Source organism: Streptomyces sp. NBC_01431 (assembly GCF_036231355.1).
Lineage (GTDB): Bacteria > Actinomycetota > Actinomycetes > Streptomycetales > Streptomycetaceae > Streptomyces.
This window is the reverse complement of record NZ_CP109496.1, coordinates 1037175-1049783: the sequence shown is the minus strand read 5'-3', so window position 1 is coordinate 1049783 and position 12609 is coordinate 1037175. Positions and strand designations below refer to the sequence as shown.

The window sequence follows — 12609 nt, the reverse complement described above, 5'->3', positions numbered from 1 at the left end:
CGGACATGCGAAACCGGCCGACCCGGGGGGATGGGCCGACCGGCGTGTGCGGGCCGCGGACGAGCGCGGCCGGTGCGGGAGCTAGAGAGCGCCCGCAGGGGCGGGAGTAGCGCAGTTGACCCGCGTGGTCGGGGAGTTGAAGACGCCGTCCTTGTGGCTCTGGCTGTTGTTGAACTCGTAGTAGACGTACGAGTAGAACGCGATGTCGCCGTTGCAGCCGGAGGTGGCCGCTATCTGCACCGGGATGGTGACGGTGCGGCTGGCGCCCGGCGCGACCGGCACCGAGTAGCTCACGCCGAGCGTGGTGGTGCCGGTTCCGGTGCAGGTGACGCCCTGGCCGGTGCAGGAGGCGAGGGTGTACTTGAGGTCGGCGCGCTGGGTGGTCTGCCAGGTCGGCTGAACCGACTGGTAGACGAACCAGACGTCGGTGGTCTGGCTGTTGGTGAAGGTCATCTGGAGGTTGACCGTGGTGCCGGGCGTCGCCGTCGCGTGGTCGACGCTGAAGGCGACATCGGGGGTGTCGGCGCTCGCGGGCTGGCCCAGACCGAAGAGGGCGAGGGCGAAGGTGAGGACGGCGGCGAGGCTGAAACGCCTCAGGTGTGTGATTCGCATGAGGACGGACAGTAGAAGCACGGGCACGCCGCGTCCGCTGTATCTGCACATGGTGAAGGCCGCGCTGGCTCGAACGGACTCGGGTCGAACCGGCCCTGGATTGGCGGCAGTTGAGGTCTTGGCCAGAGCTCGTTCCAGCGCGGGACCGCCTGCTCGCGGGCCCGGCGGGGACCGGCTGACCGGTAACCGACGCACCCCCGCGCGCACAGCAATGGCGCATTCCGCCCGGAGAACACCACGGCCCTCTCCCCGGGTGGGAGAGGGCCGTGCGGAGTGGCGGAGCCGGGCTACTTCTGCTGTGCCGACTCGACCGACTTGCGTACCTCGTCCATGTCCAGGGCGCGCGCCTGGCCGATCACGTCCTCGAGCGCGGCCTCGGGCAGCGCGCCGGGCTGCGCGAAGACCGCCACGTTGTCGCGGACGATCATCAGCGTCGGGATCGACCGGATGTCGAAGGCCGCCGCCAGCTCCTGCTGCGCCTCTGTGTCCACCTTCGCGAAGACCAGGTCGTCGTGGCGCTCGGAAGCGGCCTCGTACACCGGGGCGAACTGCCGGCACGGGCCGCACCAGGAGGCCCAGAAGTCGATCAGCACGAATCCGTTGTCGGACACGACCGAGTCGAAGTTCTCTTTGGTCAGCTCGACAGTCGCCATCACACGCTCCTCTTCCCGGCCCCGGACTGGGGCCGCCTTGCACAACGGCACGGGCCGTCGCGGTATTCCGTCCCTGGCGCGTGCCCACGTGGCCACGGAGTACACCCCGCACGCAGACTGTCCCTATGACGGAAGCCGAGGAATACGACGTGGTGGTGCTGGGTGCCGGACCGGTGGGCGAGAACGTCGCCGACCGCGCGAGGGCCGCGGGCCTGAGCTGTGCGGTGGTGGAGAGTGAACTGGTCGGGGGCGAGTGTTCGTACTGGGCCTGCATGCCCAGCAAGGCGCTGCTGCGCCCGGCGGTCGCCCGCGCCGAGGCCCGCAGGGTGCCCGGACTGCGCGAGTCGGCGCAGGGCCCCCTCGACTCCGCCGCGGTCCTCGCGCACCGCGACGACTACACATCGCACTGGAAGGACGACGGGCAGGTGGCGTGGCTCGACGGCATCGGCGCCCACCTCTACCGCGGGCACGGCCGCCTGTACGGCACCCGCAAGGTCAGCGTCACCAGCCCCGAGGGCGAGCACCACGTCCTCACCGCCCGGCACGCCGTCGCCGTGTGCACCGGCAGCCGCGCCGTGCTGCCCGACCTTCCCTCCCTCGCCGATGTGAACCCCTGGACCAGCCGCGAGGCAACCAGCGCCCAGCAGGTGCCGGGCTCCCTCGTGGTCGTCGGCGGGGGAGTGGTGGCCGCCGAGATGGCCACCGCCTGGCAGGCGCTCGGTGCCAAGGTCACCGTTGTGGTGCGGGGCGGCGGTCTGCTCGCCAGGATGGAGCCCTTCGCGGGTGAGCTGGTGGCGGCGGCACTCAAGGAAGCCGGCGCCGAGATCCGTACGCACACCTCGGTCACGGATGTCGTACGCAACGTCGCGACCGGCGCGGTGACGGTCTCGGTGCGCGGGCCCGAGGGCGATGAACGCCTGGAGGCCGAAGAGATCCTTTTCGCCACCGGTCGCGCGCCCCGCACGGACGACATCGGCCTGGAGACCATCGGCCTCGACCCGGGATCCTGGCTGCCCGTCGACGACTCCTGCCGCGTCCAGGGCAGCGACTGGCTGTACGGGGTCGGCGACGTGAACCACCGCGCGCTCCTGACCCACCAGGGCAAGTACCAGGCCCGGATCGCGGGAGCCGCCATCGCGGCGCGCGCCGCCGGGACCCCGGTCCTGGAGAGCGACCGCTGGGGCGCCCACAACGCGACCGCCGACCACGCGGCCGTCCCGCAGGTCGTCTTCACCGACCCCGAGGCCGCCTCGGCCGGTCTCACCCTGGCCGAGGCGCAGGCCGCGGGCCACCGGGTGCGCGCTGTCGACTACGACATGTCCAACGTCGCGGGCGCCGGGCTCTACGCCGACGGATACCGGGGCCGGGCCCGCATGATCGTCGACGAGGACCGAGCCGTTCTGCTCGGCGTCACCTTCGTCGGTCCCGGCGTCGGCGAACTGATCCACTCGGCGACGGTCGCCATCGCGGGCGAGGTGCCGCTGGAGCGGCTGTGGCACGCGGTCCCCTCGTACCCGACGATCAGCGAGGTGTGGCTGCGGCTCCTGGAGACGTACCGCGGCTGAGCGCCCAGGGCTCCCGTCAGGACGTCGGTGCGAACGCGTCGACGCCGGTGAGAGCGGCCGAGAGCTCCCACAGCCGGGCCGCCTGCTCGGGGTCGGTCGCGTGCGGGCGTACGCCGCTGGTGAGCGCGTCGGCGTCGAGCTCACCGGAAGCGACCCCGATCGCGCCGGGTGCGGCGGGCTCGGCGATGTCGCAGTCCTCGCAGTAGACACCGCCCAGCCTGGTCAACTGGGGGGACGTCGCCGCCCACACCTGGGTGGCGGCGCCCTGTTCCGGTGTCTTGAAGTCGAGCGACCAGTTGCCCTCGGCGTCGACCCAGCCCGCGGCGATCCGCTCCTGCTCGGAGACATGGCGCACCAGCGCGGTGTTGATCTCGCCGGGGTGCACCGAGAACGCCCGCACCCCGGCGTCCCGGCCCAGGAGGTCGAGCTGCACGGCGAACAGCGCGTTGGCGGTCTTCGCCTGCCCGTACGCCAGCCACTTGTCGTAGCCGCGGGTGAAGTGCGGGTCGTCCCAGCGGATGGCGGAGAGCTGGTGGCCCCGGGAGGACACCGACACGATCCGGGCACCGCTCTCGGCGAGGGCGGGCCGGAGCCGGTTGACGAGGGCGTAGTGGCCGAGGTGGTTGGTCGCGAACTGGGCCTCCCAGCCCGGACCCACCCGGGTCTCGGGGCAGGCCATCACACCGGCACTGTTGATCATGAGGTCGATGCCCCGGCCGGAGGCGAGGAAGCGGTCGGCGAAGGCGCGCACGCTGTCGAGGTCGCCGAGGTCGAGTTCGTCGACCTCGGCGCCGGGGATGTCCGACACGGCCGCGGCGGCCACGTCCAGCCGCCGGGCCGGAACCACGACGCGCGCGCCCGCTCCGGCGAGCGCGCGGGTGGTCTCCAGACCGAGGCCCGAGTAGCCGCCGGTGACGACGGCGAGCTGTCCGGTGAGGTCGATCCCGGTCAGGACGTCCGCCGCGGTGCTGCGGGCCCCGAAGCCCGATCCGGTCTTGTGCTGAGGGGTGTTGTGTTCAGGTGTGGACATGTGACGAAGCTACGAGTTGAAGTGCGCTCTCAGTCAACTTGCCGAAGGCGTGGGCGCGTTGGCGTCATCGGTCGTCCAAGTCGCGCTCCGGTCGAGCGGGCGCGTCGTTGGGCTCGGAGGGGCCGGGCGCTCCGGGCGCGACCTGTCGCGCTCGCGGATCGGCCGCGACCGGATGCCACAGGCGCGGTCGGCGGCGTTGGATGACGCCCGCGACCAGGCCCGCGACGATGCCGGTGATCATGGGCTCGCCGTGGCCGTCGCCGAGCAGCAGCAGGACCGCCCCGTCCACGACGATCGCGCCGGCGAGCAGGTAGTGACGCCTGCTCGGGCGGGTGAGGAGAGCGAGTCCGGCGATGCTGGTGGCGAGCCGGAAGGTCAGGCCCGAGTTCCCGCCGCCGGGAGGGCCGTGGACCAGGAAGGTGTCGACGCTGAACACGAGCAGCAGTGCCGGAACCATGACCAGCAGCATCCGGGTGCCCCACACCCGCTCCGCGGCGATGGCGATGACGGCCAGGACGAACAGGTTGAACGCGGTTCCGCCGACCCCGCCGTCCTGCACCATGAACGAGGTGAACGCCCGCCACCACTGGTGCTGGTCGATGATCAGGTCGGAGTCGCGGTGCAGGGCGTCGTACAGCTGGGGGAAGGCGAACTGGAGCAGCGAGGGGATCGCCACGAGCAGCCACAGCCCGATCGCCGCTCTGGGCGGGTTGCGCGGGCCGAACGGCAGCTGTGGCAGCCCGTCCACGATCTTCATGACCACAACGATCATTAAGACGTACAGGGCGGGCGACAGCACATGGTCGGTCATGACCCTTATCTACCCCGTGGCCCTTCTGTCGTGCCGACACCACGCGGTATCGGCCACGTTCCCCTCACGTCCCGGACACCTGCTGTGGTGCGGGGCGTGCGCCCTCAACGGGCCTACGGGGCCCGCGAATTCGGCCTGAACCCGCGCCGAGTGCCAGAAGGACGGTGACCGAGACGGACGCCGCAGCCGTCAGGGCGATCGCCGTGCCGGGGGAGGTGTGCTGGGCGAGGGTGCCCGCGACGGCGGCTCCGACGCCCTGGAAGGTGAGCATGCCGCAGGAGTGCAGGCCGAGGGCCTGTCCGGTCATGGCGTCCGGGGTGCGGGCCATGAGCTGCTCCTGCTGGAGGAGGCTCGCCGCGTATCCGACGGAGGCGAGCGCGATGGACGCGACGGTGAGCGGCAGGGCCGGGTGCAGGGCGAGCGGCACATAGGGCAGGGCGAGCAGCAGAAGGAGCGGGACGGGCAGCCGCCGGCGCCAGCGCGCGGGCAACCAGCGCCCGGTGACCGTGTCCCCGGCCAGCATGCCGACGGCCGCGGCGGCGAAGAGCAGGCCCGCGTGCGCGGGTGCGTACGGCACGAAGAGGGACTCGCAGCCGACGATCAGGCCGTTCGGCACCCACAGGCCGAGGTAGAGGCGGCGGCGTGAACCGGACGACCACAGAAGGGAGTTGACGCGCCAGGTCTCGGTGACCGAAGGGCGGCCCGCGGCGCGCGGCGGGCGGCGGCTGAGCCGCAGTCGGGCCACGGTCGCGGCGACCGCGTACAGCGCGGCGCCCGCGAGCAGGGTGCCACGCGGCGACAGCGCGGACACCAGCACGCCGCCGACCGCGAACCCGCAGATCTGCGTCGCGCCCGCGCTCATGTTGAGCACCGAACGGCCAAGGACATAGCGGTCCTTGGGGAGGATCTCGTTGAGCAGGCCGTATCGCACCCCGCCGCCGACCGAGGCGGCCAGACCCTGGCAGAGCAGGACGGCGAAGACCGCCCCCACGGGCATACCGGGCAGCGCGAGCAGGGCGGTTCCGACCGCGAAGGCGGCCGCGATCGAGGCCGTCGCGGTGCGCGGCGGCAGGCGGTCGGCCGCCGACATCAGCAGGCTCGCTCCGATCACCTGGCTGAAGGAGGCCCCGAACATGCTGAGTGCGGAAAGCAGGGGTGATCCGGTCGCCGCGTAGACGAGGGTGGCGAGCGCGAGTCCGCTCACCGTCGCCGCGGCGACCTGGACGGAGCTGACGAGGAAGAAGGGTGTGAACTCCGGCGTGCGCAGGAGCTCCCGGTACGTGGGCATGGCGGGGAGTCTCGATGGCGGCGCCGTGTCGGCGTTACTGTTTCGCGGGGAGGCGAAACCATGGGGTGGTGGCAGGTCAGCGCGGACACGCTCGCGGGCAGCCGTTTCCTGGTCTCGCCGCTGGCCGAGACCACCGCGAGCCTGTTTGCCCTGACGGCTCGTTCCGCCCGCCACCCCGGGGAACGGGCCTGGCTCGATGCCCATCTGCCCGCGTTCCGGGCGAAACTGGCGGCAGACCCCGTCACCGCGCAGCTCGTACGCGCCGTACGCAGCCCCCGCTGGACCGCGGACTTCCTGGTGCCCACGCCGACCGGCGACGGCCAACCCGACTTCCACGAGGAACTCGCCGAGATCCGCGCCACTTCGGCCGCGACCGTCCACGCGGATCTGGTCGAGACGATCGGCGGACCGCTCCCCGCCGCGCTGCTGCGCGACGATCTTTCCGACCGTACGGCGGACCTCCTGGACTGGCTGTGGCAGCGGGCGGTGCTCCCCGACTGGCCGCGTCGGCGCCGGGTCATCGAGGCCGACATCATCGCGCGCACCGGCCAGTTGAGCCGGGGCGGCTGGGCGGCGGTACTCGACGACATGCGGCCCGGGATGCGCTGGCTGGGCGAGAGCCGCATCCAGATCAACGTGCACGACTACCCGCCCCGGGACCTTTCCGGGGCGCGCCTGCTCTTCCTCCCGGTCACGCCGAGCCAGTGCTGGGTCAGCTGGGACGACCACGGTCACTACGCCGCGGTGTACTCGTGCACGGGCGCGCTCGCCGAAGCGGGCCGGGCGGCGGTGCCCGAAGCCCTGGGGCGGCTGATCGGTCCGGCCCGCGCGGGCGTGCTCGTCCTGCTCGACACCCCGAAGAGCACGAGTCACCTGGTGGCGCTGACCGGGCAGGGGCTGGGCTCGGTGGGCCGCCACCTGAAGGTCCTGCTCGACGCCGGACTGGTCGCACGCCGCAGGTCGGGACGCTCGGTCCTCTACTACCGGACCACGGCGGGCGACGTCCTGTCGGCGGCCCCGGCGGGAGCCGGCTGAGCCCACGGCAAGGTCCACCCGTCCATGGGTAATACTCTCCCCATGTCTTCACGGGTTACGGGTTCGAAGGGCAAGGCGCCCGGCGGGGTGACCGTGCGGCGGGCGGTCGCGCGCGATGCCAAGCGGCTGACGCGGCTCGTCCGCGGCTCCCGCACCTATGAGGGCCCGTACGCGCCGATGGTCGCGGGGTACCGGGTCGGTCCGGACTACATCGAGACCCATGAGGTCTTCGTCGCGGTCGGCCCGGACGGCCGGGTGCTCGGCTTCTACGCGCTGGTCCTGGCGCCCCCGGAGCTGGACCTGATGTTCGTGGCGGACGACGCCCAGGGCCTCGGTGTGGGCCGCCTTCTGATGGCGGACCTGAAGGGCCGGGCTCGTGCCGCCGGGCTCGGTCGCGTGCGGATCGTCTCGCATCCGCCCGCCGAGGGCTTCTACCTCAGTGTCGGAGCCGAGCGCGTGGGCACGGTCGCCGCCAACCCGCCCGCTGTGATGTGGGACCGCCCGGAGCTTGAACTCCCCACCGATTGATGCCAGTTGGGCGCCTTATGGGTCGCACGCCCGCGCCCTGGGCGTCCCCCGCACAGCTGGTCCCCGACGAGCTGACCCAGGTCGACCGGCTCCGGCGCCCTTCACGCGGCCCCGACGTGAGCCGGTGTCATCCGGTCGCCCGACAGCGGTCGAGATATACGAAAAGTCGGATTACGTTGTGAAACGGCGTGTCAGGCCATCCGCGGCCGTCGAAGGGCCGCGGAGGAGAGCGACCTCGTGCGGATGGGGCCGTGAAGGTCACGAGACGGCCGGGAGAGAGGGCGACATGGCGGACCGCGCGGGACGGCCGGGGAGCGGTGGTGGGGAGGACGAGGGGAGTGGAGCGGAAGGGGCGGCCCGCGGCGACGTCGGCCGGGCGAAGGCCGCGCGGCGACGTCTGGTGCCGTGGAAACCCCGCAGCGCGCTGACGCCGAGCCAACTCCGGCGCCGCAAACTGGCCACCCACGGCGCGCTCGCGGTGTGCCTGGTGTGTGTCGGAGCGGTCGGCTACTCGGTGGGGGAGGCGCTGACCTACCCCGGCGACGACAGCACCCAGGCACGGTTGGCCGGCTGGGCCCGCGAGCACAAGCTGGGCGTCGTCGTCGACAAGCTGGAGAACCTCCAGTACGAACTCGACCCGCCGCAGGTGGGAGGCACGCTGCCGAGCGAGGCGCTCGCCCGCATGAGGGCGACCGCCGCGCCCATGCCGGTCCGCCATGCGCAGATCCCCCTGCGCGCCCCGGTGCGGCCACTGGTCAGCCCCGCGCTGCCGGGCGAGGGGGTGTGGCGGGTGCTGGCCACCGCCGGCGGCGAAGCCGTGGTCCAGGGCACCTACGTACGCCCCGACGCCGACCACACCTCCTACCAGGCGGCCATCGCCTGGGTCAGCGGCACGAAGGCGCGCTTCGAACTGCATCCGGGAGTGCGTGAACCCGGCGGCACCTTCTCCGTACCGCCCACCATCCCCAAGGGAAGGCGCACCGGCCTCCTGGCCACCTGGAACGGCGGCTTCAAGGTCACCGACGGCGGTTCGCGCGGCGGCTTCTACCTCAACGGCGAGACGGTGGGCGGTCTGCGCGACGGCGCGGCCTCGGAGGTCTTCTACCGGGACGGCTCGATCAGGATCGGCCAGTGGGGCCGCGATGTGAGCATGACCCCCGACGTGGTCGGTGTGCGCCAGTGCCTGGACCTCATGGTCGACAACGGCCGGGTCGTGCCCGACATCGGCGTCGACTCCAAGTGGGGCGCCACCGACCAGAGCCGGATGTTCGTCGAGCGCTCCGGGGTCGGGGTGACCGCCCAGGGCGACGTCATCATGGTCGTCGGCCAGGCGCTCACCGCGCGCACTCTCGCCGAACTCATGCAGCAGGCCGGTGCGGTGCGCGCCATGCCGCTGGACATGAACCGGGCCTGGCCCTCCTTCATGACCTACGACCCCTCGAAGGACCCGGCCGATCCGCGACCCACCAACATCCTCGACTTCCAGAACCCGCCCGAGCGCTACTACAACCAGGCGACCCGGGACTTCGTCGCCGTGTATGTGAAGTGAGGGCCTGCTCCCTATTTGCGTGGATGCGCAAATAGGAAGTACGGTTTTTTCCTGGACGGCTCGTGGAAGGCGGGTGCGCTGTCGGCGCCCTGAGGGGGTGCGGGGAGCCGCGCCACCGGCCACGGCCGCCGGGGCCGGCGAGCGCCACTTCGGCGGAGCGTTGGGCGCCGGACGATCGGGAGCCCGGGAAGGGGGTGGAGACATGGAGCGAAGTCACAGTAGCCAGGACCGGTACCGGTCCTGCGCCGCCCCGTCCCCGCACCCCTCCGGCTCGCGGTAGCGCCCTCGGCGCGCCGCCGGGTCGGCGCGTCCGGCCGTCCCGGCCGGGTGAGAGGAGTTCCCGTGTCCACCCTCACCACCTTCGACTTCGCCCTGCGCCTCACCGTGGGCGTCGGCTGCGGCGCCCTGATAGGCGTCGAGCGGCAGTGGCGGGCCCGCACCGCCGGCCTGCGCACCAACGCCCTCGTCGCCGCGGGCGCCACCCTGTTCGTCCTGTACAGCGAGGCGGTCGGCGACGAAACCAGCCCCACCCGGGTCGCCAGTTACGTCGTCTCCGGCATCGGCTTCCTCGGCGGCGGCGTCATCCTGCGTGACGGCGCCTCGGTGCGCGGCCTCAACACCGCGGCCACGCTGTGGTGTTCGGCCGCGCTCGGTGTGCTCGCCGCCTCGGGCCGGCTCGACCTCGCGCTGCTCGGCGCCGTCGCCGTCCTCGCCGTACACCTGCTGCTGCGCCCCGCCGGGCGGCTGATCGACCGCGCGCCCCAGCACGACCCCGACACCGAGGACGTGCGGGGCCAGGAGCGCGCGGCCGTGCCGTGCGACCGGCGGACCGCCGCTACGTTGCCGGCACGCCGACCTGGGACCAGGCCTTGAGCACCGCCTGGATCTCGTCGCCGTCGCCGAAGAGGCTACGCGTGGTCGCCGCGGTCAGCCGCGCGAAGTCGGCGAACTGGGCGCCCGTGCCGAGCCCGCCGCCGGTGAGCGCGGCGTACCAGATCTTCCCGGCCCGCTCCCAGGCGTTGCCGCCGAGCGCCGAAGCCACCAGGTAGAAGGCGTGGTTGGGGATGCCCGAGTTGATGTGTACCCCTCCGTTGTCGCGGCTGGTGCGGACGTAGTCGTCCATCGTCGCGGGCTGCGGGTCCTTGCCGAGCTGCGGGTCGTCGTACGCCGTGCCGGGGGCCTTCATCGAGCGGAGTGCCTCGCCGTGGATGCGCGGGCCGAGCAGCCCGGCGCCGATGAGCCAGTCGGCCTGGTCGGCGCTCTGGCTCAGCGCGTACTGCTTGATGAGCGAGCCGAACACATCCGACACGGACTCGTTGAGCGCGCCGGACTGGCCGAAGTAGTCCAGGTTCGCGGTGTGCTGGGTGACGCCGTGGGTCAGCTCGTGGCCGATGACGTCGATCGGGAGCGTGAAGTCGAGGAAGAGATCCCCGTCGCCGTCGCCGAACACCATCTGGTCGCCGTTCCAGAACGCGTTGTCGTACTTCTCGCCGTAGTGGACGGTGGCGATCAGCGGCAGCCCCGAGTCGTCGATGGAGTGCCGGCCGTAGGCCTTCAGATACAACTCGAACGTGGCACCCAGGCCGGCGTGCGCGCGGTTGACGGTGGCGTCGCGGCCGGGCGGGTCGCTCTCCGCGTGCACCTTGGTGCCGGGCAGCGTCTCCTGGTGGCCCGCGTCGTAGATCGTGCGGGCGGGCTTGTCGGACGGGGTGCCGGTGGGGGCGGCGACACCGCGGACGGTGGTGATCCGGCGCTGGGTGCGCAGCAGGGCGTCGTGCTCCAGGGTGCGGCGCGCCGGCTCGTAAACGGTGGGGTCCTCGTGCTGAGCCAGCCTGTCGAGGATGTGGGGCGGCACCACGGTGCAGAAAACGGCTGAGTTCATGTGCAGCAATGTGGCACAACGTGACGTAACTGTCACCGGGCGCAGTCGAGTTGGCTGGAATGTGCTGCCCGACGGGCGCCTCTCGCCAGAGCGGGGCGCCCGTGATATTGGGATCAGTCGCGGAAATCGCCCGCGAAGGCGGCCGCCACCCGCAAGTACGGTGCCGCTTCCGCGGGTCGTCCCTGGCGTTCCAGGGTGCGGCCCAGCATGAGCGCGGCATACTCCTCCACCGGGTCGCGGTCGAGCACGGCGCGCAACTGCGTCTCGGCCTTTTTCAGCCGGGCCGAGTGGTAGTAGGCGCGCGCCAGCAGCAGGCGCGGGGCCACCTGCTCGGGCGCCTCGGCGACCAGGCCGGTCAGGATGTCCGCGGCCGTGACGTACTCCTTCGCCTCGAAGAACTGCCGGGCGCGCGCCCAGCGTTCGGCTGGCGTCCCGAACTCGTAGTAGCTGTCGGTCACTTCACTGTGTACGGCGCTCATGGGCACTCTCTGTCCGGGGGCCCGCTCAGGGGGCCGTGCACCCCGCTCAACACAGTGATGTGGTTGAACATTCCACCAGTGGCCCGGGTGAGCCGCCGCATGGTTCCCGTCGCACGGGTGCGGCGGCCGGTGGGCCGCTCCCCGCTACGCGCTGACCGGCTCCTGGGGCGGCGTGTCCTTGTGGCTGACCGCCAGGTAGCCGACGAGTGCGGCGATGGGCACGATGAGCGCCAGCGTGACGGGTCCGGTGCCCCAGCCGAGCCCCGCCCGGCTGGTCGGCACGCCCATCCAGTCGGCGAACGAGGCCCCCAGTGGCCGGGTCAGGACGTACGCCCACCAGAAGGCGGCCACCGCGTTCAGGCCCAGGAAGCGGCCCGACACGGCGGGCACCGCGATGAGGGCGGCGAAGAGGAAGCCGGACGTGAGGTACCCCAGGTCCAGGGTGCCCGCGGTGAGGTCACCGACCGCGGTGCCCAGGGCGAAGGTGGCGAGGACGGTGGCCCAGTAGAACGTCTCGCGGCGGCGGGTGCGGATGCTGTGGATCGACAGCGTTCCCTCGCTGACGTACCAGGTGATGAGAACGGCGGCCAGCGCCACCGAGAAGGCCACCGTGGAGACCGCGTACGGCACGCCCGCCACGACGTGGACGACATCGGCGGCCATGGTGCCGAACACGCTGACCATGACGATCGCCGACCAGTACGTCCACGGCCGGTAGCGGTCGCTGCGCAGTTGCAGCACCAGGGCGATGGTCAGGCCCGCGAGCCCGAGGCTTCCGGCGGGTATCGGGCCGAGCGTGCGGCCCAGGTAGTCCGAGGCGGTCTCGCCCATACCGGTTGTCAGTACCTTGACGATCCAGAACAGGGCGGTGACCTGGGGCACCTTGCTCAAGGCGGAACCGGTCGGCTGTCCGGCCCCCCGACGGCGCCCCTCCGGTACCGGCCTGGTCATGGCCTCGCTGATCGGCTGACCCATGCTCGTTCCCGCCCTCCCGGCGCACTGCGCCCCGAGCCTCAACTGCCCCTGCTCCGGGCATGGTTGGGCTGATATGTCCCATGCGGTGGTGATCGCCACCGGTGAATGTCTACGTGACTGTAGACGATTGGGCTGTGGGCGGCGGGGGAGGGGCCGCTCCGGCGTAGGGCGCCTCCCAGGGGGGGTGGTAATTCGTCGGTCC

Annotated in this window: 12 protein-coding genes and 1 pseudogene; 5 read left to right on the top strand and 8 right to left on the bottom strand. The window is 72.0% G+C overall.

The window, feature by feature from the left end:
* Positions 1-81: 81 nt before the first annotated feature.
* Positions 82-612: a hypothetical protein gene (locus OG522_RS05055; RefSeq protein ID WP_329461706.1), complete on the bottom strand. Its 531-nt coding sequence runs from the start codon at positions 610-612 to the stop codon at positions 82-84.
* 287 nt (positions 613-899) lie between these two features.
* Entirely contained in the window at positions 900-1265 is a 366-nt protein-coding gene (gene trxA, locus OG522_RS05050; protein ID WP_329461705.1) for a thioredoxin, read from the bottom strand.
* A 125-nt stretch (positions 1266-1390) separates the two neighbouring features.
* On the opposite strand from trxA, the gene OG522_RS05045 reads away from it, so the two are divergent.
* Positions 1391-2830 (top strand): dihydrolipoyl dehydrogenase family protein, encoded by a 1440-nt coding sequence (locus OG522_RS05045; protein ID WP_329461704.1) that lies wholly within the window; start codon positions 1391-1393, stop codon positions 2828-2830.
* 16 nt (positions 2831-2846) lie between these two features.
* Here OG522_RS05045 and OG522_RS05040 read toward each other — a convergent pair whose 3' ends face one another.
* The 3 genes from OG522_RS05040 to OG522_RS05030 all read right to left on the bottom strand — a co-directional run bounded on the left by OG522_RS05040 (position 2847) and on the right by OG522_RS05030 (position 5959).
* Positions 2847-3860, bottom strand: a complete 1014-nt coding sequence (locus tag OG522_RS05040; RefSeq protein WP_329461703.1) for an SDR family NAD(P)-dependent oxidoreductase — start codon at positions 3858-3860, stop codon at positions 2847-2849.
* 64 nt (positions 3861-3924) lie between these two features.
* A complete protein-coding gene (locus OG522_RS05035) occupies positions 3925-4671 on the bottom strand; it encodes a rhomboid family intramembrane serine protease (protein WP_329461702.1) in 747 nt (248 codons plus the stop codon).
* A gap of 64 nt (positions 4672-4735) precedes the next feature.
* The gene (locus OG522_RS05030; protein WP_329461701.1) at positions 4736-5959 is read right to left on the bottom strand and encodes an MFS transporter; all 1224 of its coding nucleotides are present in this window, start codon (positions 5957-5959) and stop codon (positions 4736-4738) included.
* A 60-nt stretch (positions 5960-6019) separates the two neighbouring features.
* Here OG522_RS05030 and OG522_RS05025 point away from each other — a divergent pair, with 60 nt between their 5' ends.
* The 4 genes and pseudogenes from OG522_RS05025 to OG522_RS05010 all read left to right on the top strand — a co-directional run.
* On the top strand, positions 6020-6994 hold the full coding sequence (locus OG522_RS05025) for an ArsR/SmtB family transcription factor (RefSeq protein ID WP_329461700.1): 975 nt from the start codon (positions 6020-6022) through the stop codon (positions 6992-6994).
* A gap of 42 nt (positions 6995-7036) precedes the next feature.
* A complete protein-coding gene (locus tag OG522_RS05020; RefSeq protein ID WP_329461699.1) occupies positions 7037-7522 on the top strand; it encodes a GNAT family N-acetyltransferase in 486 nt (161 codons plus the stop codon).
* Positions 7523-7808: 286 nt separating this feature from the next.
* A complete protein-coding gene (locus tag OG522_RS05015) occupies positions 7809-9071 on the top strand; it encodes a phosphodiester glycosidase family protein (RefSeq protein WP_329461698.1) in 1263 nt (420 codons plus the stop codon).
* A gap of 342 nt (positions 9072-9413) precedes the next feature.
* Positions 9414-9851, top strand: a pseudogene (locus tag OG522_RS05010) (MgtC/SapB family protein); the annotation flags it as partial.
* Between the two features lie 55 nt (positions 9852-9906).
* Here OG522_RS05010 and OG522_RS05005 read toward each other — a convergent pair.
* The 3 genes from OG522_RS05005 to OG522_RS04995 all read right to left on the bottom strand — a co-directional run bounded on the left by OG522_RS05005 (position 9907) and on the right by OG522_RS04995 (position 12383).
* Positions 9907-10953: a M4 family metallopeptidase gene (locus OG522_RS05005; protein WP_329461697.1), complete on the bottom strand. Its 1047-nt coding sequence runs from the start codon at positions 10951-10953 to the stop codon at positions 9907-9909.
* Positions 10954-11066: 113 nt separating this feature from the next.
* Positions 11067-11432 carry a tetratricopeptide repeat protein gene (locus tag OG522_RS05000; RefSeq protein WP_443074662.1) on the bottom strand — a complete coding sequence of 122 codons (366 nt, stop codon included), beginning with the start codon at positions 11430-11432 and terminating at the stop codon, positions 11067-11069.
* A 144-nt stretch (positions 11433-11576) separates the two neighbouring features.
* The gene (locus OG522_RS04995; protein WP_329467492.1) at positions 11577-12383 is read right to left on the bottom strand and encodes a COG4705 family protein; all 807 of its coding nucleotides are present in this window, start codon (positions 12381-12383) and stop codon (positions 11577-11579) included.
* Between the last annotated feature and the right edge of the window lie 226 nt (positions 12384-12609).